Here is a 22,984-nt window from a genome sequence, read left to right as displayed (position 1 = left end):
ACGCGGAGCGTGGGAACGATCGCTCGTAGATCGGTCCTACACAGGCAGGGTTGCCGCGTCCAACGTCCGATTGCGCCCGCTGTGCTTGGCCTCGTACAACGCCTGGTCGGCCTTGAACAGCAGATCCTCAAGGGTGTTACGGCTGTGTTTGTGCCAGGTGCTCATGCCAATGCTCACCGTGATCGGCTGCTCATCCCCAGCCATCCGTGGCAAGTACTGGACGCTCTGGCGGATACGCTCGGCAATCACCCACGCGCCCTTGGCATCGGTATGGGGCAGCACCACCGCGAATTCTTCACCGCCATAACGCGCCGCCAGGTCGGCCGGGCGGCGGATATTACTGTCTATCACCTGCGCCACGGCGCGAAGCGCATCATCTCCGCCCTGGTGACCATGGCGGTCGTTGAAAGCCTTGAAGTGGTCGACATCGATCATCAGCACCGTCAGCGGCTCGGTCGAGCGTTGTGCGCGGTCCCATTCCAGGCGCAGGCGCTGGTCCAGGGTGCGGCGGTTGGCCAGGCCGGTAAGGGCATCGGTACCTGCCAGTTCTGACAGCACCTGCTCGACCCGGTGGCGCCGGCGCAGCTCCTTGCTCAGCGCCCAGGTCAGCCATAACAGGCCAATGCACAACACCCCCGTTGCGAGGCCGACCAACCACGCTGCGCGTCGCCAGGGCGCGAATACCTCATCGCTGGCCAGGGCCACCGCGACGATCAACGGCAAATTGCCGACACTCGAGAAACTGTAGAGCCGCCCCCGATGGTCGACACTGGATACGCTGCGAAAATTGCCGTCTCGCTCGCGCAGCATGCGTGCCACATTGGGCCGCGCACTCAGGTCCTTGTTGATCATGTCCGCTTCCAGCAAAGGCTCCTGCGCCAACAGGATGCCTTGATGGTTGAGCAGAGTGATGGTGCTGCCGGCGCCGATATTCAGGCTGCTGAACAGTTGGTGGAAGTACGAAAGACGCATGGAGGCGACGGCCACCCCTTGAAAGCGCCCGTCCGCCGATGAAAGGCGGCGGCTGAATGCAATGCGCCATGGGTCTTCGCATTCACAGCGGGCCATGAACGGGCGACTGATATACAGCCCGATGTCGGAACTGCCACGGTGAATCTGGAAATAGTCGCGGTCGGCGAAGTTGCCGGACTTGGGTGTGAGCAGGGATGAGTCGGCTATCACCTCGCCGCCTGGACCCAGCAGCAGGATGTCGCCCTTGTAGGGCGCCGCGTTGGAGCGGTCGAACAGCACCAGGTGCCGGATGCTGGCGGGCAGGTCCTGCAGGTCGGTGCGCGCGGTCGCGGCGATCAGGCCTTCCAGCGCCATGTCATACAGCTCGACGTTGCGCAACACATCGGCGTCGATCAATTGAGTGATGGTGTTGGCGGTGCGCTTGGCGGTCTGCAAGGTATTGGCGTGTTCACGAATCAACAAGGCGGTGACGATGCCTACGATCAGCAATACCGTGAGGGTGCTGCCCAGGATCAGCAAGCGCTCCGGGCGGCGGGTAGGGCGGGCAGGGCTTGGGCTCATCGGACGTACTTCTGCGTTGAGATGCCCTTAGCGTAGTAGCAACTCCGGAATATGGCGCAGATCCAAATGTGGGAGGGGGCAAGCCTCCTCCCACATTGGATCTTCACCGTCAGCACGATCGTGCTCAGAACACGTTGATCGGATAGTCCACAATCACCCGGTACTCATCCACATCCCGGTCCACCGCCGAATAGCCATTGCCACCCCGATGGGTCGCCCATTGCAGGCGCACCGCCAGGTCCTTGGCCTTGCCATCTTGCACCACGTACTTGAGGTCGATGTCCCGCTCCCAGTGCCTGGCATTCTTGCCGTCGGCGCTGTACCAACTGCCGTAGCCGCGGCTGTTGGGGTCGACGCGGGTCAGGTCGGTCTTGCCGCTGATATAGGACACGGCGGACGTCAGGCCAGGCAGGCCGACACCGGCAAAATCGTAGGCGTATTTGAGCTTCCACGAACGCTCGTTGGGGCCGTTGAAGTCCGAATATTGCTGGGAGTTGTCCAGGTACACGCTGTCGCCCTGGGTGATGTAGTCGAACGGCGTGTTGCCGTTGACCCGCTGGTACGCGGCGGTGACGCTGTGGTTGCCCACGCCCACGGTGACATGCAGGCTGTAGGTGTTGTTGTCGATATCGCCGAGCAGCGCCTGGCCGGTGTCCTGGGTGTGGTAGTAGTGCAGGCCGGGGGTCAGGCTGACCAGGTCGTTCAGTGCGTAGGTGTATTCAAGGTCGTAGTAGTACTGGTGCCATACGTCCTTGAGTTCGGCGGCGTACAGATTGCTGGTCAGCGCCGGGATTGCGCTGAACGAGACACCGGCCCAGTTCAGGTGCCGGCTGTCGGCGTTGGCCGGCAACGCGCCGTAGCTGGTGCCGATGCGCCGGTGGCCGCTCTGGTTGTAGAGCTTGGTAAAGCTGGCCTGGCCGCCTTCGAACATCCAGCCATCGAGGCTGTGGTTGCTCAGGCTCACACCGCGAAACGTCTGGGGCAGCATGCGCGTCATGCCGCCGGCGATCACCGGGTTGTTGAGGAACAGGTCGCCGGCCTTCAACTCGGTATCGAACGCACGCATTTTCAAGGTGCCGCCAGCGGTGGAAAACGCACCGGGCGCCTTGCCGTTACCGCTGCCGTACGGAAGGATGGTGGAGCCGTCCGTGCCGCCACCGCCGTCGAGCTTGAGGCCGAGCATGGCGTTGAGGTCCAGGCCGAAACCGACCGCGCCCTGGGTGTAGCCGGATTCGAAGGTACCGATAAAGCCCTGGCCCCACTCCTTGCTGTCATCGGTGTGAAGGTCGCGGCGGTCGCGGTTCATGTAGTAGTTGCGGGTGTTGACCGTGAGGTGCGAACCCTCGATGAAACCTTCGGCGGGTGTCGTGTCTGCCGCGTGGGCAAGGGGCGTGATCGTTGCTGCGATTGCGAGGAATAACGGGGTCAGCGTCAGCGAGTTCTTCACCGGTGGAGCTCCTTTGGTCAAGCATGAACGGCCAGTGTCGTGGGGGTGTGCCCGGCCTTTTTTTACGGCAAAAAAAAGCCGCTGAAGTCAGCGGCTTTAAGACAGATTCCCAGTGTAGAGCCCTGGAAATAAGTCGAGGGAAATTCGGGTGAGGGTCAACTGCCTTTGCCGGCGCGCTCATCGATGCGTCAAAGTAACGCAGGTGAGCGCTGTGATACAGAGTGTAACAAGATAATGACTGTTGCCCAAATTGCAACAGTTTGTACGGGTATGGATATTCTAACTGTGGGAGGTGTTCTAGACAGGCAGGGTCATGCCGAAGGTATTGCCGCCACCCTCGCTGCGCACGAACACATCCCCGCCATGCATCAACGCAATCGCCTTGACGATGGCCAGTCCCAGCCCGTGATTCGCGCCGCTGTTGCTGCGGGACGCGTCCACTCGATAAAACCGTTCGAACAGGCGCGGCAGGTGTTCGTCGGCAATCGCCTCACCGGGATTGGTCACGCCGATCATTACCTGTTGGCCCTGCACCTCTATATGCACATCGATGACCTGCCCCGGCGCGGTGTGTTGCACGGCATTGCTCAGCAGGTTGATCAGCGCGCGTCGCAGGTGGGCCTTTTCGATCTGCACCCGAGCATCGCCGTGCACACGTACGGTTACCTGGGCGTCTTCCAGGATGAAGTCCAGGTAGTCGAGGGTGGTGGCGACTTCATCGGCCAGGGCGCTTTCGATCAGCTTGGTGGCCTTGCTGCCCTGGTCGGCACTGGCGAGGAACAGCATGTCGTTGATGATCGAGCGCAGCCGCTCCAGTTCTTCCAGGTTCGATTGCAGCACCTCGAAATAATGCTCGGCCGAGCGCCCGCGGGTCAGTGCGACCTGGGTCTGGCCGATCAGGTTGGTCAGCGGCGAGCGCAGTTCATGGGCCACGTCGGCGTTGAACGATTCCAGGCGCGAGTAGGCGAGTTCGACGCGGTCGAGGGTGGCGTTGAACGAGTTGACGAACTGGCTCAGTTCCGGCGGCAGCGGTGACAGTTGCAGGCGCCCGGAGAGCTTGGGCGGCGCAAGTTTGCGCGCTTCCGCCGAGAGCTTTTGCAGGGGTTTGAGGCCGATGCGCGACACCCAGAAACCCAGCAGCGAGGCCATGATCACGCCGACCAGCGCCAGGCTGACCAGCGCCACCAGCAGATGGTGCTGGGTGGCGCGGAAATTCTCGGTGTCGATGGCGATCATGAAGCGCAGCGGTGGGCGTTGCTCCTTGGCGGCAAACTGGCTGACCAGCACTTTGAACGGATAATCATGGCCGGGCAGGCGCAGGTCGCGTTTACCCGTCGGGCCCTGGGCAAACGCACGAATCTGGGCATCGGGCTCGCCGTATTCGTAACCCGGGTCGCTGCTGACCACCCAGAAGCGAATGCGCTTGTCTTCTTCGCCCAGCAGCTTGAGCTTGGCCTTTATTTTGACCCAATGCTCGGGCGTACCAAAACGGTTCACCGAGGATTCCAGCACGCTGTAGCGCGCATCCAGTTCGGCCCCCGGCAACAGCCCCAGGCCGCGGTCCACTTGCTGGTAGAGCGCGCCGCCGATCAGCACGAAGATCAGCAGCGCCACCAGGCTGAACATGCCGCTCAGGCGCAGGGCGATGGAGTTAGCCGACACTGCGGTTCTCCAGCACGTAGCCCATGCCACGGATGGTGTGCAGCAGCTTGTGCTCGAAGGGCCCGTCGAGTTTGGCGCGCAGGCGTTTGATTGCCACTTCGACGACGTTGGCGTCGCTGTCGAAATTGATGTCCCAGACCATCTCGGCAATCGCGGTCTTGGACAGGATTTCGCCCTGGCGTCGCGCCAATACGCTGAGCAGCGAGAACTCCTTGGCGGTCAGGTCCAGGCGCACGCCGTTGCGGCTGGCCTTGCGGCTGATCAGGTCGATCCACAGGTCGGCCACCGTTACCTGCACCGGCTCATGGCCGCCGCTGCGTCGGGTCAGTGCTTGCAGGCGCGCCACCAGTTCCAGGAAGGAAAACGGCTTGCCCAGGTAGTCGTCGGCGCCTTCGCGCAGGCCACGGATGCGATCTTCCACGCGTTCGCGGGCAGTGAGCATGATCACCGGGGTCTGTTTGCGCGCACGCAAGGCGCGCAACACGCCAAAGCCGTCGAGCGCCGGCAGCATCACGTCCAGCACGATCACCGCGTAATCGTTCTCCAGCGCCAGGTGCAAACCCTCGACGCCTTCGCGCGCCACGTCGACGGTGTAGCCTTGCTCCGTCAGGCCGCGGTGCAGGTAGTCCGCGGTTTTTTCTTCATCTTCAATAATCAGGACGCGCATCAGCCTTTTGTTCCAGGGCGGGGCCTTGGCCTCAGTGTGTGGTCGCCAGCGCGAGCGCCGGTTTGGGCCTGTGGAAAAAACGTTCAAGGTACAAGTATATGACCGGCGTGGTGAACAGCGTCAGCGCCTGGCTCACCAGCAAGCCACCGACCACCGCGATGCCCAGCGGTTGACGCAGCTCCGCGCCGGGGCCCGAACCGAGCATCAACGGCACCGCGCCCAGCAAGGCGGCGAGGGTGGTCATGATGATCGGCCGGAACCGCGTGACACAGGCTTCGTAGATCGCATCCTCAGGTGGCAGGCCCCGCACGCGCTGGGCCTCCAGGGCGAAGTCGATCATCAGGATGCCGTTTTTCTTGACGATACCGATCAGCAGCACCAGGCCGATCAAGGCCATGATTGAAAAGTCCTGGCCCAACAGCCACAGCATGATCAACGCGCCCAGGCCCGCCGAGGGCAGGGTGGAAATGATCGTCAGCGGGTGCACGAAACTCTCGTACAGCACGCCCAGGATAATGTAGACCGCCACCAGTGCCGCGAGGATCAGCCACGGCTGGCTGGCCAGCGAACTCTGGAACGCCTGGGCCGCGCCCTGGAAATTACCGATGATCGCAGCGGGCATGCCGATATCGTTCTTGGCCTGGTTGAGCATGATCACCGCTTCGCCCAGCGCCACCCCGGGGGCCAGGTTGAACGACAGGTTGGCGGCGGGGAACATGCCGTCATGGCTGATGGACAGCGGCCCCACGGTCGGCGGGTCGACCTTGGCCAGCGCCGAGAGGGGCACCATCTCGTTGGTCAGTGGCGAGCGCAGGTAAAAATAGTTCAGGCTCTCGGCCTTGCCGCGCTGTTGGCGGTCCAGCTCCAGCACCACCTGGTACTGGTTGATTTCGGTCTGGTACTCGTTGATCTGGCGCTGGCCGAAGGCATCGTACAGCGCCTGGTCGACATCGGTGGCGCTCAGGCCGAAACGCGCGGCGGCCTGGCGGTCGATCGTGATGTGGGTGATGCTGCCGCCCAGTTGCAGGTCGTTGGACAGGTCACGAAACGCCGGGTTGGTGCGCAGTTTTTCGGTGAGTCGCTGGGTCCAGGTGTTGAGTGTCGGACCGTCGTTGCTCTTGAGCACGTATTGGTACTGGGCGCGGCTGGGGCCGGAGCTCAAGTTGATGTCCTGGCCGGCGCGCAGGTACAGGACGATGCCCGGCACCTTTGCCAGTTGCGGGCGGATGCGGTCGATGAACTGGCTGGCGGACACGTCGCGGTCGGCGCGGTCTTTCAAGGCAATCCAGAAGCGGCCGTTGGCGATGGTCTGGTTGCTGCCGGTCACCCCCACCGAGTGGGAGAACGCCTGCACCGCCGGGTCGGCCTTGACGATCTCGGCCAGTGCCTTGTGCTTGGCGACCATGTCCGGGTACGACACATCGGCCGCCGCCTCGCTGGTGCCGAGCACAAAACCGGTGTCCTGCACCGGGAAGAATCCCTTGGGGATAAACACGTAGCCGACCACGGCCAGGGCCAGGGTCACCACGAAGATCGCCGCCATGCTGCGTTGATGGGCCAGGGCGCGGCGCAGGTTGCGCGCATAACCGGCCAGCAGGCGCTCGCTGAACGTGGGTTTGGCATGGGCGGGATGGGTCGGCGCACCCATGAACAGTGCCGCGAGGGTGGGCGCCAGGGTCAGCGAGACCACCACCGAAATCAGGATGGTCGAGGTGGCGGTCAGCGCAAACTCCTTGAACAGCCGCCCGACCACACCGCCCATGAACAGCAGTGGAATGAATGCCGCCACCAGCGAGAAGCTGATGGAGACCACGGTAAAGCCGATTTCGCCCGAGCCTTTGATCGCGGCCTCGCGCTTGCCCAACCCGGCCTCCAGATGCCGATGGATGTTCTCCACCACCACAATCGCATCGTCCACCACAAAGCCCACGGCAATCACGATGGCGACCAGGGTCAAGTTGTTCAGGCTGAAGCCCATCACATACATCAGCGCGAAAGTGGCCACCAGCGAAACACCGAGCACGGCCGACACAATCAACGTCGCCGACAGTTGGCGCAGGAACAGCGCCATCACCGCCACCACCAGCAGGATGGCGATCAGCAGGGTCATTTCCACTTCATGCAGGGAGGCGCGGATAGTCTTGGTGCGGTCGGTCAATACGCTGACCTGCACCGAGGCCGGCAGCATCGCTTCCAGGCGTGGCAGTGCTTGCTGGATGCGGTCGACCGTGTCGACGATATTCGCGCCCGGCTGGCGCGAGATTACCAGGTTGACCCCCGGGGTATCGCCGGACCAGGCCTGCACGTAGGCGTTTTCCGCACCGTTGACGACCCTGGCGATATCACGCAACTGCACCGGCGCGCCATTTTTGTAGGACACAATCAACTGGCCGTATTCGTCGGGGTGAAACAGTTGATCGTTGGTCGACAGGGTCGACACGCTGTCGGCGCCGTAGATCGCGCCCTTGGCCAGGTTCAGGCTGGACTGCTGGATGGCCAGGCGGATGTCCGCGAGCGTCAGGCCGACCGCCGCGAGTTTGTCGGGGGAGGCCTGCACGCGAATCGCCGGGCGTTGCTGGCCGGTGATGTTGATCTGGCCGACACCGTCGATCTGGCTGATCTGGCGCGCCAGCAGGGTTTCCACGTAGTCGCTCAGTTCGGTGCCGGGCATGCTGGCGGAGCTGACGCTGAGGATCAGCACCGGGCTGTCGGCCGGGTTGACCTTCTTCCAGGTCGGCAGGCTTGGCATATCGCCGGGCAGCTTGCCGGAGGCGGTGTTGATCGCGGCCTGCACTTCCTGGGCGGCGGTGTCGATGCTTTTGTCCAGGGTGAATTGCAGGGTCAACAGGCTCGAGCCCAAGGCGCTGCTGGAGGTCATCTGGGTCATGCCGGGGATGGCGCTGAATTGCACCTCAAGCGGCGTCGCCACCGAGGAGGCCATGGTGTCCGGGCTGGCACCGGGTAACTGGGCCGTGACCTGGATCGTCGGAAATTCCGCTTCCGGCAGTGGCGCGACGGCTAATCGCGGGAAGGCAATGATGCCCAGCAGCACCAGGGCAAATGTCAGCAGCAGGGTGGCGACCGGGTGATCAACGCACCAGGCCGAGGGCGAGCGACTGCCGCTCATGGCTGCACCCTGGCATCGGCGGTCTGGATGATTTGCGGCGGCTCCTTGAGCACTTCCACCTCGGCGCCGGCCTTGAGCCGCGACTGGCCGTCGCTGACCAGCACATCCCCGGCCCGCACGCCCTCGATGATATTCACCTCGCTGTTCTGGTAGCTGACCCGCACCGGCACCACTTCAACGTGGTCACCCTCGAGCCGGTACACGAAATGCGAATCCAGGCCACGCTGCACCACGGTCGGCGGCACCACCAGGGCGTTCCTGTCGAGCGCGGTCTGGATCTTGATGGTCACCAGTTGTCCCGGCCACAGCTTCTGCGCGCCGTTCGCGAACTCGGCCTTGGCGCGCAGGGTGCCGGTGCTGGAACTGATCTGGTTGTCGATCACGCTCAAGTGGCCTTCGCCGAGCAAGTCGCCGGTCTGGCCGTCGGTGTCGGCGCCCAGGTAGGCATTCACGCTGGCTTTCTCGGGCGCGGCGATCAGGCCTTGCAGGCTCGGCAGCATCTGCTGCGGCAGGGAAAACTCGACAGCAATCGGGTCGATCTGGGTGACCGAGAACAACCCCTGGGTATCGCTCATGCGCAGGAAGTTTCCTTCATCCACCGTGCGAATGCCCACGCGGCCACTGACGGGGGAGCGAATCTGCGTGTAGGAAAGTTGAACTTGAGCCGCATCAATCGCTGCCTGGTTACCCTGGACGCTGGCCTTGAGCTGATTGACCAGTGCTTGTTGCTGGTCGTAGGTCTGCTTCGACACACCGTCGTCGATACTCAGGGCCTTGTAGCGCTTGAGGTTGACCAATGCCACTTGCAGCTGCGCCTGGCTTTCCCCCCGTTGCGCCCTGGCCTGGTCGAGGCTGGCGCGGATCGAGCGGTCATCGATGGTTGCCAGCAAGTCCCCGGCCTTCACCCGCTGGCCTTCCTTGACCAGCAACCGAGTGAGGATGCCGTCGATCTGCGGACGGATCACCACGCTGTGCAACGACAACACCGAGCCGATGCCGCTGACGAAGCGGGGCACGTCCTGTTGCGCTACGCTCACCACGCGTACCGGAATCGCGCTGGGGGCCGCCAGCCGGGTCTTGGCGGGGCGATTCAGCGTCCAGGCCGTCACTGCCAGAACCAGAAGGGCGCCCACCAGCAGGGCCGTGTTTCGTTTTATGTGCATAGGTACGGCGCCAGGCAAAGGATTGAAAGCATGAAACGACCGTTATAGACCTTTGATCGGGTCAGCACAGTGACGGCTGTCTGACAGCGCTGTCAGTTAAGCGGCGACCATTCGTACGCCAACGCATAAAGATCTGGAACGCGCAGGTATACTGCGTGCCAGTGTGGCCCGCTTGTCCGGCCCGCTTTATCTTTTGCGCACCTCGGAGCACCCATGACTTCCCCGATCCAACCCCCCGTTGAAGCGGTCGACGCCGACGGCGTTGAAAAAGCCGAAATCCCGGCGTTCAAGTTTCCCTTCAAACCGGGAGAACTGGCCGGGGCCAAGCAGGCCGGCCAGCCTTGGTACAAAGGTGGCGCCAGGAACGGCCATACCAAGACACCCGGTATGGCGCCGCCGGGTACACGCCGTTCAATGGGTAAACGTTGAGAGTAGCGCCTGTAAGTTCGTATAGGCATTTGCCTACAACTCGCGTTGATATTTCTGCTTGTAGGTCCGCAACCGTTTCTTGAAAGCTTGCCCAGCATCGCCATGCCCTGATCAGCTGTATCGGGACATGGCGATGCCGCTCTCTCTGGAAAAGGACGTTTCCCGTGGCCCTGATACACCTTTGTGTGGCGCTTGCCCTCCTGCTGTCGGTGGCGGCGGTGGTCGCCGTCGAGCCGCCGCGACGCGAAATCCGCTTCGCCGTCGCGGCACATTTCCCGCCTTTTCAAAGCCGCAACCCGCAAGGGCAATTGGTGGGGCTCAATATCGAATTGGGTAACGCCTTGTGCGTGCAGCTCAATGTGCAGTGCACCTGGGTCGACCAGGTCGTCATGGAAAATTTTCCCGCCCTCGACGCCCGGCAGTTTGACGCGATCATGGGGATGGCGCCGACCTCGAGCCGACAGCAATGGGTCAATTTCAGCGATGACCTTTACCCGATCACCACGCGCTTGGTGGCACGCAAGGATTCAGGCTTGAGCCCGGACAGGCAGTCACTCAAGGGCAAGCGTGTCGGGGTTCTGTTAAGGAGCAACCGGGAAGCCTTTGCCCTGTCACGCTGGGCGCCTTCGGGCGTGTATATCAAGAGTTTCTGGCTCAATGACCAACTGGTGGGCAGCCTCCTCGCAGGCGAGATCGATGCCACCCTGCAAGGCGCGGTGGAAATCCGCGAAGCCCTGCTCGACAAGCCCGAAGGTATGGATTTCGCTTTCATGGGCTCCCCGGTGTTATCCAAGCTGTTGGGCAGCAGTGTCGCGATTGCGTTACGCAAGACCGATACCGTCCTGCGTACCGAGCTCAACCGCGCCCTGGAGCAACTCAAGCAAAACGGCGAATACCAGCGCATTCTCCAGCCCTACCGCCTCGACACAACCCCTATTGATCCAGCGACGCTCAGGCCGCCCGCAACGGGATAAACGCGTAATTGGCCGGCACCTCGGTGGCAATCTGCGCGCCGGCGTCCAGCAGTTGTTCGGCAATGTCCATGGCGGACACATGAAACACCCACTGATTGGCCGGCGCCGGCTGGGCAGTCGCCGCGTCAATGGCCTGGGCGAACGCCTGCATATCCGGGAGGTACGCGGTGAACCCGTCGCCCTTGAGCGCCGCGGTACGAATGCCCAGCAAGGCGCACACGGACTCCTTGGTCTGCACATCGTCACGGTCGGCCTGGCGTGAACGGCGGATCAGTTCAGCCAGTTCAGCGTCCATCAACTCACCACCAACGATCAACGCCGGGCCCTGTTCCCACGACTCCGGTGGGCAATCCTTGGCGCTCGGGTTCAACGGGATATGCGGATTGATCTCCATCGGATAGATCCGGCACACCAGCGGGCGTCGTTCGTAGATGCCGCAGCGATTGTCTTCGTCAAGATTCCGGCAGCGTCCGGCGTTGTACGCGGCGAAGGTGATTGCCACGAAGGCCTCGGTATTGCCGCTGGGGACCACCACTGAACGGCGCTCGGCATGTTCACGTTGCTGCTGGGGCAAGCCCAGGCCGCTGGCCAGAAAACCCTCGACCAGCACGATCACGTTACCGCCGTCCGCCGCCCAGTGACGGGCCTCTTCGAGGGTCAGGGGGACGTGGTGATCGGAGCAGCATTTGCCGCAACCTACGCAGGAAAAGTGAGTGTTCATGGCGTGATCTGTCACCAGGCAAGGTCAGAAGGCAAGCGTGAGCGGTGACGGGTTTTGACCTCTGTTCACCGCTTGGCCTATCTGGAAGCAAGTTATGCGCCAGTGAACGTCAGTCCTCGGCAACCACGTCGCGCAGGACCAAGCCCATGCCTGCGCTTTCATACAATTGCCGCGCGCGCAGATTACGCTCCAGCACCTTGAGATCCACGTAAGGTTCGCCACGCTGCTTGAACACGTGGAAGGCATGCAGCAACAACGCCCGGCCCAGCCCCTGGCCTTGCGCGCAGGGGTGGACCGAGAGGTTCTTGATAAAGGCGCTGGTCCAGCAGACGGCCACGCCGAGCATGCCATCGGCATTGCTGGCCACCAGGCACAGCCTGGGGTTGAACTCGGCATCGGTGACGAATTGCCGGCGCCACGGCTCAAGGCTCACCACACGGCCACCGCCCTGATCCTGGGTCATGCGCAATACCGCGTGAATGGCCGGGGCCAATTCATCGCGGTAGTGATCCAGTTGCGTACCGGTCGGCCACTGCGGGGCGGGCAGGCTACCGGTAAGATCGCGACGCAGCAGCTGGAAATACTCCGCCAAGGCTTACAAACCCTTTTGCGCCACGGTTTGCGCAGCGACGACCAGGCACTTGGTCAGCTCAGGGGAGGAAAACTTGGTCAGCACCGCATCGGCACCGGCCAGGCGCGCTTTCTCACTGTTCATCGCGCTGTCCAGGGAGGTGTGCAGCAATATGTAGAGATGCTGGAAGTCCGGGGTTTCGCGCAAAGTGCGGGTGAGGGCATAACCGTCCATCTCGGACATTTCGATGTCCGACACCACCACATTGATCTGCTCGCCGGTGCCTTGCAGCTCCAGCAGCACATCGATGGCTTCCTTGGCGCTGCGCGCGGTGTGACAGGTCAGGCCGAGGTTACGCAAGGTGTGCACCGATTGCTGCAGCGCCACTTGGCTGTCGTCGACCACCAGAATGCGCGCGTTGCCGAGGACTTCGGCTTCTTCCATGGTCAGGTCGGTCGGCGCGACTTCGATCGGCGCCGGGGCGATGCCATGGATGACTTTTTCGATATCCAGCACTTGCACCAGGCCACCTTCCACCTGGGTGACCCCGGTAATGAACGCGCGATTGCCGCCGGAGCCATAGGGCGGTGGACGGATATCGGTGGTCAGGCAATGCACGATCTTGCTCACCGCCTGCACATGCAAGCCCTGCTTGGAGCGGCTGACATCGGTGACGATCAGGCAGCCGCCGTTCGGGTCCAGCAACGGCATCTCGCCCAGGGCGCGGCTCAGGTCGATCACGGCCAACGAGTTACCGCGCAACGTGGCAATGCCTTTGACGTGGGGGTGCGACTCCGGCAGTTTGGTCAGCGGAGGGCAGGGGATGATTTCGCTGACTTTCAGCAGATTGATCGCCATCAGCTTGCCGCTGCGCAAGGTAAAGAGCAGAAGCGAGAGTGAATCTGCGCGGGCTTTGGTGGTGGACATAAAAACCTTCTGGGGATCAGGGATGACGATCTATACACCGTTATCGGCCCTGACCCCGAAAACTGTAGGAGCGAGCTTGCTCGCGAAGAACGTCAACGATAACGCAGCGAATCTGGTTTAACGCGGCGTTCTCAGGTTTTTCGCGAGCAAGCTCGCTCCTACAGTGGGGGGTGTCAGCCCTTCCACACCTGCGGGTTCACCAGGTCCTGGGGGCGCTGTCCGAGCAAGGCGCTGCGCAGGTTGTCCAGCGCGCGGTTGGCCATGGCTTCGCGGGTTTCGCCGGTGGCCGAACCAATGTGCGGCAGGGTCACCGCATTGCTCAGTTGGAACAGTGGCGACTCGGTCAGCGGTTCCTTTTCATACACATCCAGCCCGGCGCCACGAATGCGCTGGGTTTGCAGGGCTTCGATCAGCGCCGGCTCATCCACCACCGGGCCACGGGAGATGTTGATCAGGATGGCACCGGGCTTCATCAGCGCCAGTTCCCGGCGACTGATCAGGTGACGGGTCTTGTCGCTCAAGGGCACCACCAGGCAGACGAAATCCGCCTCGGCCAGCAATTGATCGAGGCTGCGAAACTGTGCGCCCAGCTCCTGTTCCAGCGCGCTCTTGCGGCTGTTGCCGCTGTACAGGACCGGCATATTGAAGCCCAGGCGCCCCCGCCGGGCCACGGCCGCGCCGATATTGCCCATGCCGACGATGCCCAGGGTCTTGCCGTGCACATCGCAGCCGAACAACGGTGCGCCAACGCTGGCTTTCCACTGGCCGGCCTTGGTCCAGGCATCCAGTTCGGCCACCCGGCGTGCACTGCTCATCAACAGCGCGAAGGCCAGGTCGGCGGTGCTTTCGGTGAGCACGTCAGGAGTATTGGTGAGCATGATCCCGCGCTCATTGAAGTACCCGACATCGTAGTTGTCGTAGCCCACCGACACGCTGGACACCACCTCCAGGTGGCGCGCGCCTTCAAGCTGTTCGCGGCCCAGCTTGCGGCCCACACCGATCAAGCCATGGGCATGGGGCAGGGCTTCGTTGAATTGCGCGTTGATGTCGCCCAGCTTGGGATTGGGCGCGATCACCTCGAAATCCTGTTGCAGGCGCTCGATCATCTGCGGCGTGACACGGCTGAAGGCGAGGACAGTCTTTTTCATGGCTGGCGGGCTCATCGACGACGAAAGAATGCCTGGCACGCTAACATTTATCCCCTCATCACAAAACCTGTAGGAGCGAGCTTGCTCGCGAAAAACGTCAACGATAACGCGTTCATCCAGATTGAATGCGGTGCCCTCAGGTTTTTCGCGAGCAAGCTCGCTCCTACATAGGTTGTCAGTTCGCCATCCGCACGCCACCCAAACCACCGCTCAACTCATACGCCACCAGCTCCGCCTGGTGCGCCGCGAGGATTTCCGGCAGCGAACCGCGCAGGTATTCCACCCAGGTCTTGATCTTCGCATCCAGGTATTGGCGCGACGGGTAGATGGCGTACAGGTTCAACTCCTGGGAACGGTAGGTCGGCATCACGCGCACCAGCGTGCCGTTGCGCAGCCCTTCGATGGCCGCGTACACCGGCAGCAGGCCGACGCCCATGCCGCTGGTGATGGCGGTTTTCATCGCATCGGCCGAATTCACCAGGAACGGCGAGCTGTTGATCGCCACGCTTTCCTGGCCTTCAGGGCCGTTGAAGGTCCATTTGTCCAACTGGATCACCGGACTGACCAGGCGCAGGCAGGCATGGTTGAGCAGATCCTGGGGCCGTTGTGCGCAGCCCTTGGCCTTGACGTACTCCGGCGAGGCGCAGGCGATGCTGTAGGTGATGCCCAGGCGTTGCGAGACGAAACCCGAATCCGGCAGTTCGCTGGCCAGGACGATGGACACGTCGTAGCCCTCATCGAGCAAGTCCGGCACGCGGTTGGCCAGGGTCAGGTCGAAGGTCACATCGGGGTGGGTGCGGCGGTAGCGGGCGATGGCGTCGATCACGAAATGCTGGCCGATACCGGTCATGGTGTGCACTTTCAATTGCCCGGCGGGGCGCGCGTGGGCGTCGCTGGCTTCTGCTTCGGCTTCCTCGACGTAGGCGAGGATCTGCTCACAGCGCAGCAGATAGCGTTTGCCCGCCTCTGTGAGGGCGATGCGGCGGGTGGTGCGGTTGAGCAAGCGGGTTTGCAGGTGGGCCTCAAGGTTTGAGACCGCGCGCGAGACGTTGGCGGTGGTGGTGTCCAGTTGCGCGGCGGCGGCGGTGAAGCTGCCGGCCTCTGCAACACAACTGAACGCGCGCATGTTTTGCAGGGTGTCCATGGGGTGTTCTCAAGGGAGATGGCAAATTGTGACATGAAGTAGCGCACAGGTGTGTATCCGCTCGGCCTGGCGCTTCAGGACAGCGTCCAGGCTTCACTGACTTTCGCCTCATAGTGCGGCAGGTAGGCCACTAGCACGGCATTGAACGCCGCCAGCGCCTGGCTGCGGTTTTCGGCAGTGGGGGCCGCAGCCGCGGTGCGCGCCTGCCGGGTGAGTGTTTCAACCGCCGAGGCGAGCGCCGGAGTGATGCGCTTGAGCGCGTCGAGTTCGCTGCTCAGCACCGTGCCAGGGTGTTGCTCGCCGATCCTGTCGAGCAGTGCCTGAACGTCATCGGCGTGCCGCTGCAGGTAAGCGTCCCAGGCGTGTGATTGTTCGCGCGATTGCAGGCAGTGCCGGGCTACCGGCAACAGATGGTCCAGGGATTGGTCGCCCACGTGCTCCTGGCGCAAGGTCTTCCGGGTGCGCAGGGACTGCAGGTCAAGGCCGCTGTGCTGCTCGGCCGGATGCGGCAGCGTCAGGTCACGCGCCTTGCTCAGCGTATGACGGGTGAGCAGCACCACCGGCTCCCCGTGCTTGATTTTAACCAGCACCTGAGTGTGCGACGGCTTGGCGGGGTTGAGCAGTGATTCGCTGATCGAGCGGATCAGGTGGTCCCACTCGAAGGTCTGCTCGCCAATCGCCGACAATGCCTGGCGCAGGCTTTTTTTCAGCGCATCGGCTGGTTTGAGCGGGGCAATGTCGATCGTCAGGTAATCGCCGCTCAGATGCGGGTCATCCCGTTTGCGGTGGCTGATTTCAATCGTCACCCCTCTGCCGCTGCCTGCCTGTGACGACGCCGTGATGCCGGACGAGCCGCTCAGCGTCCGGGAGGGGGCTGTGAGCCTGTACACCTTTAACGAATCGGGTCGAAGCAATACGCGATGTTGATCGATCAGGGCCCGAATGGCGTTGTCCTGCTCGGGATCGATACGCGAGTTGGCCTTGAGCCGCACATAGCGTTCCAGCAGCGAGCAGGCGTGTCGGTGGTCTGCGCTCAGGCCGCGGTTCAATGCGGATGCCGGCAGGCGCGCACTGGCCCGCAGGGTGAACCGCCGGCTGCTGTCGGCCACGTGGGTGTTCATCGCAGTGAGCAGCGTCACTGCGTCGTCATCCTGGCGTTTGGAGCTGGCCATGTGTTGCAGCGCCAGGGCCGGCGCCATGTCGTGCAGGCCGAGGATATCCAGCACTTTGCTCAGGCGGGTGCGTTGCAGGGTCAGCGTCAGGGTGGAATTCACGTTCAATACGCTGAAAAAATCCATCGCCACCTTGCTGTGTACAGTCAGTGCGATGCCTTTTTCGCGGATGATCGGCGCCGAGGGCGGGTGCAGGACGGGTAATTCCACTGCGGCCAGGCCTGCACGCGCCAGTGCCTGGCGAACGTAGGGCTGGCTCAGCGCCGAATAGGCCCGGTGTCGATGCAGGTGGCGATGGTCGCTCACCAGCTCGCGCAATTGCCCGAGCGTACGCCCGATGCTTTCGCTCAGCGACGTGCGTAGCGAGCCGCTGCGGCTGTCGGCGTAATGCTCCAGGCTGGCATACGTGCGGGACATCACATGTCCCAGGCTGAGGTGCTGCTCAGACCGGCCCTCACTCAGTTCCGTCAGCGTGGACTTGAGCTTGCCTTGCAGGGCGATCACACGGGTGCTGTGCACCCGCTGGTCCGGGCCGGTGTGCAGGTGCGAGTCGATGGCCAGGCGCGGGCCTGCACTGAGCTGGCGCGTTGACTCCAATGGGTAGTCGATGCCGATATGACGATGGTTGCTGCGTTCTCCACCCTTGCGCACGTAGGCCAGCGACGTCAGTAACCGTTGCGTCAGGCGTTGATGCCGGCCGTCGCTGATCGCTGCGCGAAACTGCCACTTCAGGGCGCGGCACAGTGTGTAGTCCGCCTCGATATCCGGGTCTCGGCGGGTGCGATGTTGCTTGAGCAGGTGTTCGGCCTTTTTGAAGAAGGCGTAGAAACCCGGTAGCTCATCGACCGACAGTTCCAGCCGCTGTTGGCTGTTGCACAGTCGCTGGTGAAGCGCCTCGATGGCGAGCCGGTGGCGTTGATCGCCGCCAAGCGGTTCCAGCTGTTGCACGATGTGGTCGGCGATCCAGCGCACATCTCTTTGCAGCGGCAGCGTGCCGGGGCTTGCAGGCCCCGGCTGCATATGCAGCTGCCTTTGCAGCACTGCGGCGGTGTCATACAGGGGCGGCTGAGTCGACACTGGGCTGGGGACGCGAAGCATCGGATGTTCCTGAGGCCGGACGGGCTCAGGATTGTGAAGGCTGGTAATGCCGGGCGATGTAGGAGGAGTTCTTGGGTCTCTGGAAAACCGTCTGAACCGTGCAGGCCCCGCCTGGATTATCGTCGGAACGGTAATAAAGATTCACAGGAATGCCCGCTTATCGTTCCCGGTCGTGCCCCCTAGAATTGCGCCACTTTCCCCGCGTCAACCACCTCAGGAATTCGCAAGCCGTGCCGCGTCGCATCAGCAGAGAGCTGAAGACTCTCAGTGTTTGGGCCTTATCGTTAGCAATAAGCGGCTGCATCGGAACCTCTGGCATCGGCCCCCAGGGCCGGGCCTTGGACGCCAATCATCTGGCCACCGACGAAGCGATCCAGAGCGCTGCCAGCGACGCCCATTGGCCCACCGCGCAATGGTGGCGAGCCTACGGCGATGCACAGCTCAACCATTGGGTTGAACTCGCCACGCAAGACAGCCCCAGTATGGCCATGGCCGCCGCACGGGTGCGTGAAGCGCGGGCGCTGGCCGGAGTGGCCGAATCGGCAGAGTCGCTGCAGATCAACAGCGACACCACCCTCAAGCGCCACAACTGGCCGAAGGATCAGTTCTATGGCCCCGGTGAGTTGAGCGGTGCGAACACTTGGGACAACAACGCGTCCCTGGGGTTGAGCTACGCCCTTGACCTGTGGGGGCGCGAGCGCGATGCCAGCGAGCGTGCCGTCGACCTCGCCCACATGCGCGTCGCCCAGGCGCGCCAGGCCCAGCTCGAGCTGCAGAACAATGTGGTGCGCGCCTATATCCAGTTGTCCTTGCACTACGCCGAGCGCGATATCGTCGCGGCCACCCTGGCTCAGCAGGAGCAGATCCTGGACCTGGCCAACAAGCGCCTGAGCGCCGGGATCGGCACGCACCTGGACGTCAGCCAGGCCCAGACCCCACTGCCGGAAACCCACCGGCAGTTGGACGCGCTGGATGAGCAAATCGCCCTGAGCCGCAACCAGCTGGCGGCGTTGGCCGGCAAAGGGCCGGGGGAGGGCGCGCAGTTGCGACGCCCGAGCCTGTCGCTTGCCGCTGCGTTGAGGCTGCCCTCGACCTTGCCCGCACAGTTGCTCGGCCAGCGCCCGGATGTCGTCGCCAGTCGCTGGCAGGTGGCGGCCCAGGCGCGGGGTATCGATGTCGCCCACGCGGGCTTTTATCCCAACGTCGACCTGGTCGGCAGCCTCGGTTACATGGCCACCGGTGGCGGCATGCTGGCGTTTCTGGCGGGCAAGAAATTCAACTACAACGTCGGCCCGGCAATCACCCTGCCGATCTTCGACGGTGGGCGTCTGCGTGCGGAGTTGGGTGAAGCCAGCGCCGGTTATGACAGTGCCGTGGCGCACTACAACCAGACCCTGGTCAATGCGCTCAAGGGCATCAGTGACCAGTTGATCCGCCGCGAGTCGATGGACAAGCAGGCGTCGTTTGCCGCGCAATCGGTGGCGTCGGCGCAGAAAACCTACGACATCGCCACCATCGCCTACCAACGCGGCCTGACTGACTACCTCACGGTGCTGAACGCCCAGACCCTGCTGTTTCGCCAGCAGCAGCTGGAGCAACAGGTACAGGCCGCGCGCCTGAGCGCCCACGCCGAACTGGTGACCGCCCTGGGCGGTGGCCTGGGTGCCGGCGACGATGTGCCGCGTAACGACAAAACCCTCCCCAGCAAGACTCCGGCGGCGCTGGCCGTGTTCGATCACTGAGTAGATGGCGATGACTCCCTTGCCTGCACCACTGCGCTGGCTGCACTCCCTTGAGTGGCGCCGTGGTTTTTTCGACTGGGCACGCAGCGATGGCGTGACCTGGGTGTATATCTTCAAGGTGCTGCTCGCCGCATTCCTCACCCTGTGGCTGGCGATGCGCCTGGAACTGCCGCAGCCGCGCACCGCAATGATCACGGTGTTTATCGTGATGCAACCGCAGAGCGGCCAGGTGTTTGCCAAGAGCTTTTACCGCTTCCTCGGCACGCTGGCGGGGTCTGCGGTGATGGTGCTGCTGATCGCATTGTTTGCGCAGAACACCGAACTGTTCCTCGGCGCCCTGGCCATCTGGGTGGGCATCTGCACCGCCGGCGCCACGCGTAATCGCAATTTTCGCGCCTACGGGTTTGTGCTCGCCGGCTACACGGCGGCGATGGTCGGTTTGCCGGCCCTGGCCCACCCGGACGGCGCCTTTATGGCGGCGGTGTGGCGGGTGTTGGAAATCTCCCTGGGGATTCTCTGCTCGACGCTGGTCAGCGCCGCGATCCTGCCTCAGACCTCCAGCGCCGCGATGCGCAATGCGCTCTATCAACGTTTCGGGGTGTTCGCGTTGTTTGTCACCGACGGCCTGCGCGGACGCAGCCAGCGTGAAGCCTTTGAAAGCGCCAACGTGCGCTTTATCGCCGAAGCGGTTGGTCTGGAGGGCCTGCGCAGCGTCACCGTGTTCGAAGACCCGCATATGCGCCGGCGCAACGGTCGGCTCAGTCGCCTCAACAGCGAGTTCATGGGCATCACCACACGCTTCAACGCCTTGCATCAGTTGCTGGCGCGACTGCGCGCCGACGCCGCCGACCATGTGGCGGCGGCGATCAAGCCCGGCCTGCAGGACCTGGCCGAAGTGCTCGATGCTTTTTCCGCGCGCGCCCTGACCAGCCCCGACGCTGCGCGCCTGGTCAACGTGCTCAGCGCCTACCGGGACAGCCTGCCCGCCAAGGTGCGCAACCTGCGCGCGACCTTCCAGGAAGGCAATCCCACCGAAGCCGAGCAACTGGACTTTCATACCGCCTACGAGCTGCTGTACCGCTTTGTCGACGACCTGCACAACTATGCGCAAACCCACGCGTCCCTGGCCGATCACCGTCACGCACGGGAAGACTGGAACGAGGCCTATACGCCGAAAACCAACTGGCTGGCCTGCGCCGCCGCCGGTCTACGCGCCTCGTTCATCCTGATCGTGCTCGGCAGCTACTGGGTGGCCACTGCCTGGCCCAGTGGGGCAACCATGACCCTGATCGCAGCCGCCACGGTCGGCCTGTCCGCTGCGACGCCCAACCCCAAGCGCATGGCCTTCCAGATGGCCTGCGGCACCTTGATCGGTGCGCTGGTGGGCTTTGTCGAAATGTTCTTCGTGTTTCCCTTGATCGATGGCTTCCCGCTGCTGTGCGTGATGCTCGCGCCGGTGATCATCTTCGGCGCCTTCCTTGCCTCCCGCCCGCAGTACGCCGGGGTCGGCGTGGGCTTGCTGATCTTCTTCAGCACCGGCTCGGTGCCGGATAACCTGACGGTCTATAACCCCTACCTCTTTATCAACGACTACATCGCCATGGTCATCGGCATGCTGGTGTGCGCGGCAGCCGGGGCGATCATCCTGCCGCCCAACAGCCGCTGGCTGTGGCAGCGCCTGGAGCAGGACCTGCGCGAGCAAGTGGTGTACGCGATCAGCGGCAAGCTCAAGGGCCTGGCGTCGAGCTTTGAAAGCCGCACCCGTGACCTGCTGCACCAGGCCTATGGCCTCGCCGCCGGCCAGCCGCAGGTGCAGCGCGACCTGCTGCGCTGGATGTTCGTGGTGCTGGAGGTCGGTCACGCGATCATCGAGTTGCGCAAGGAACAGGCGATCCTGCCGGTGCATCCGGCATACGCGCAATCCCAGCCGTGGCGCCAGGCCATCCGCGTCATGGGGCGCTCGTTGGTGCGGCTGTTCCTGCAACCCAGCGCCAGCAACCTGGAGCGCGGATTGATCGCCGTCGACCATGCGCTCAGCCGCGTGCAGGCCACCGACGAACCGTTCGCCCCGCACTTCGACACTTCGGCCCTGCGCCGGGTGAAAAGCTACCTGCACTTTATCCGCACCTCATTGATGGACCCGCAATCGCCGTTGGCGGCGCTGAAAGGATCTGCAAATGCCCCGTGAAATTGCCTTCCACGGCCTTTACATGCCGACCATGACCCTGATGTTCCTGGTCGCGGCCGTCCTGGCCTGGGCCCTGGACCGCTTCCTGGCCGGGTTCGACCTGTACCGGTTTTTCTGGCACCCGGCGTTGCTGCGCCTGAGCCTGTTCGTTTGCCTGTTCGGCGCCCTGGCGCTGAGCGTCTACCGTTGAGAATGCCCCCGATGAAAAAATTTTTCAGCCTGCTCGCGACCCTGCTGGTGCTGGCGTTGGCGATCTGGATTGGCCGCACGTTGTGGGTGCGCTACATGCAAACCCCGTGGACCCGCGACGGCCGCGTGCGCGCAGACATCATCAACGTCGCGGCCGATGTGACGGGCGAGGTGGTGGACTTGCCGGTACGCGATAACCAGTGGGTGAAGAAAGGCGACCTGCTGATGCAGATCGACCCCGAGCACTACCGCATCGCGGTCAAGCAGGCGCAATCGTTGGTGGCTTCACGCAAAGCCACCTGGGAGATGCGCAAGCTCAATGCCCACCGCCGCGCCGACCTCGACGCCCTGGTGATCTCCCGGGAAAATCGCGACGACGCCAGCAACATCGCCGATGCGGCCCTGGCCGATTACCAGCATGCGCTGGCGCAACTGGAAGCCGCTGAACTGAACTTGAAACGCACCCACGTCGTGGCGGCTGTCGACGGTTATGTCACCAACCTCAATGTGCATCGCGGCGACTATGCGCGCATCGGCGAAGCGAAAATGGCTGTGGTGGATATGAACTCGTTCTGGGTCTATGGCTTCTTTGAAGAAACCAAACTGCCCCATGTGAAAGTCGGAGATAAAGCCGATATGCAATTGATGAGCGGCGAGACGCTCAAGGGCCATGTGGAAAGCATCTCGCGCGGCATCTACGACCGCGACAATCCCGAGAGTCGCGAGCTGATTGCCGATGTGAACCCGACGTTCAACTGGGTGCGTTTGGCCCAGCGTGTGCCGGTGCGGATTCATATTGATGAAGTGCCCGAAGGCGTGTTGTTGGCGGCGGGGATTACCTGCACAGTCATCGTAAACCCAACACAAAACTGAAAAATGTGGGAGGGGCGTGAGTATCTACACAACTTTTAGGTACCACGCGGGACCCTGTGGGAGGGGACTTGCCCACGATGGCGGCCTCTGGGCTGGCCAGGATGCTGGATTGGACCGGGTACATATCCGTTTCTGCGGTAACGGCCACTTAGGGTTCCGCCCTGACGGCGGGTCACTTTGGAAAAGCCCCAAAGTAACCAAAGGGCTCT

The 22,984-nt window shown here is 63.0% G+C and carries 18 protein-coding genes; 6 read left to right on the top strand and 12 right to left on the bottom strand.

The window, feature by feature from the left end; genetic code table 11:
* Positions 1–36: 36 nt before the first annotated feature.
* From BFP96_RS18900 to BFP96_RS18875, 6 genes are all read right to left on the bottom strand, one after another.
* Entirely contained in the window at positions 37–1,533 is a 1,497-nt protein-coding gene (locus tag BFP96_RS18900) for a sensor domain-containing diguanylate cyclase (protein ID WP_065897313.1), read from the bottom strand.
* 124 nt (positions 1,534–1,657) lie between these two features.
* Positions 1,658–2,980 carry an OprD family porin gene (locus BFP96_RS18895; protein ID WP_065936813.1) on the bottom strand — a complete coding sequence of 441 codons (1,323 nt, stop codon included), beginning with the start codon at positions 2,978–2,980 and terminating at the stop codon, positions 1,658–1,660.
* 297 nt (positions 2,981–3,277) lie between these two features.
* On the bottom strand, positions 3,278–4,642 hold the full coding sequence (locus BFP96_RS18890) for a heavy metal sensor histidine kinase (protein ID WP_065936812.1): 1,365 nt from the start codon (positions 4,640–4,642) through the stop codon (positions 3,278–3,280).
* The gene (locus tag BFP96_RS18885; protein ID WP_065892611.1) at positions 4,632–5,309 is read right to left on the bottom strand and encodes a heavy metal response regulator transcription factor; all 678 of its coding nucleotides are present in this window, start codon (positions 5,307–5,309) and stop codon (positions 4,632–4,634) included. Before BFP96_RS18885 ends, BFP96_RS18890 begins: the two co-directional genes overlap by 11 nt.
* Before the next feature lie 31 nt (positions 5,310–5,340).
* A complete protein-coding gene (locus BFP96_RS18880) occupies positions 5,341–8,436 on the bottom strand; it encodes a multidrug efflux RND transporter permease subunit (protein ID WP_065892610.1) in 3,096 nt (1,031 codons plus the stop codon).
* On the bottom strand, positions 8,433–9,599 hold the full coding sequence (locus BFP96_RS18875) for an efflux RND transporter periplasmic adaptor subunit (RefSeq protein ID WP_065936811.1): 1,167 nt from the start codon (positions 9,597–9,599) through the stop codon (positions 8,433–8,435). Before BFP96_RS18875 ends, BFP96_RS18880 begins: the two co-directional genes overlap by 4 nt.
* Before the next feature lie 213 nt (positions 9,600–9,812).
* On the opposite strand from BFP96_RS18875, the gene BFP96_RS18870 reads away from it, so the two are divergent.
* Together BFP96_RS18870 and BFP96_RS18865 are read left to right on the top strand one after the other, a co-directional pair.
* Positions 9,813–10,028, top strand: coding sequence for a hypothetical protein (locus tag BFP96_RS18870; RefSeq protein WP_065892608.1), 216 nt, complete (start codon positions 9,813–9,815; stop codon positions 10,026–10,028).
* Between the two features lie 164 nt (positions 10,029–10,192).
* Positions 10,193–11,002 carry a transporter substrate-binding domain-containing protein gene (locus BFP96_RS18865; RefSeq protein WP_065897323.1) on the top strand — a complete coding sequence of 270 codons (810 nt, stop codon included), beginning with the start codon at positions 10,193–10,195 and terminating at the stop codon, positions 11,000–11,002.
* Here BFP96_RS18865 and BFP96_RS18860 read toward each other — a convergent pair.
* From BFP96_RS18860 to BFP96_RS18835, 6 genes are all read right to left on the bottom strand, one after another.
* Entirely contained in the window at positions 10,980–11,723 is a 744-nt protein-coding gene (locus BFP96_RS18860) for a YkgJ family cysteine cluster protein (protein WP_065897324.1), read from the bottom strand. The genes BFP96_RS18865 and BFP96_RS18860 overlap by 23 nt on opposite strands.
* Positions 11,724–11,832: 109 nt before the next feature.
* On the bottom strand, positions 11,833–12,315 hold the full coding sequence (locus BFP96_RS18855; protein ID WP_065936810.1) for a GNAT family N-acetyltransferase: 483 nt from the start codon (positions 12,313–12,315) through the stop codon (positions 11,833–11,835).
* Positions 12,316–12,318: 3 nt separating this feature from the next.
* The gene (locus BFP96_RS18850) at positions 12,319–13,221 is read right to left on the bottom strand and encodes a chemotaxis protein CheV (RefSeq protein ID WP_065885840.1); all 903 of its coding nucleotides are present in this window, start codon (positions 13,219–13,221) and stop codon (positions 12,319–12,321) included.
* 173 nt (positions 13,222–13,394) lie between these two features.
* The gene (locus BFP96_RS18845) at positions 13,395–14,369 is read right to left on the bottom strand and encodes a 2-hydroxyacid dehydrogenase (RefSeq protein ID WP_065936809.1); all 975 of its coding nucleotides are present in this window, start codon (positions 14,367–14,369) and stop codon (positions 13,395–13,397) included.
* A gap of 175 nt (positions 14,370–14,544) precedes the next feature.
* Positions 14,545–15,513: a LysR family transcriptional regulator gene (locus tag BFP96_RS18840; protein WP_065885842.1), complete on the bottom strand. Its 969-nt coding sequence runs from the start codon at positions 15,511–15,513 to the stop codon at positions 14,545–14,547.
* A 74-nt stretch (positions 15,514–15,587) separates the two neighbouring features.
* Positions 15,588–17,783, bottom strand: a complete 2,196-nt coding sequence (locus BFP96_RS18835; protein ID WP_065936808.1) for a hypothetical protein — start codon at positions 17,781–17,783, stop codon at positions 15,588–15,590.
* A gap of 230 nt (positions 17,784–18,013) precedes the next feature.
* On the opposite strand from BFP96_RS18835, the gene BFP96_RS18830 reads away from it, so the two are divergent.
* Genes BFP96_RS18830 through BFP96_RS18815 form a run of 4 tightly spaced genes read left to right on the top strand, consistent with a single transcriptional unit; the run spans position 18,014 to position 22,775 of the window.
* Positions 18,014–19,525: an efflux transporter outer membrane subunit gene (locus BFP96_RS18830; RefSeq protein WP_065936807.1), complete on the top strand. Its 1,512-nt coding sequence runs from the start codon at positions 18,014–18,016 to the stop codon at positions 19,523–19,525.
* Between the two features lie 10 nt (positions 19,526–19,535).
* Entirely contained in the window at positions 19,536–21,713 is a 2,178-nt protein-coding gene (locus BFP96_RS18825) for an FUSC family protein (RefSeq protein ID WP_065936806.1), read from the top strand.
* The gene (locus BFP96_RS18820; RefSeq protein ID WP_057724643.1) at positions 21,703–21,903 is read left to right on the top strand and encodes a DUF1656 domain-containing protein; all 201 of its coding nucleotides are present in this window, start codon (positions 21,703–21,705) and stop codon (positions 21,901–21,903) included. The genes BFP96_RS18825 and BFP96_RS18820 overlap by 11 nt, the downstream gene beginning before the upstream one ends.
* 11 nt (positions 21,904–21,914) lie before the next feature.
* Positions 21,915–22,775, top strand: a complete 861-nt coding sequence (locus BFP96_RS18815; RefSeq protein WP_065936805.1) for an efflux RND transporter periplasmic adaptor subunit — start codon at positions 21,915–21,917, stop codon at positions 22,773–22,775.
* Positions 22,776–22,984: the final 209 nt, after the last annotated feature.

This window comes from Pseudomonas sp. 34 E 7, from assembly GCF_900005715.1.
Taxonomy (GTDB): domain Bacteria; phylum Pseudomonadota; class Gammaproteobacteria; order Pseudomonadales; family Pseudomonadaceae; genus Aquipseudomonas; species Aquipseudomonas orientalis_A.
This window is presented reverse-complemented; position numbering and strand designations above follow the sequence as displayed.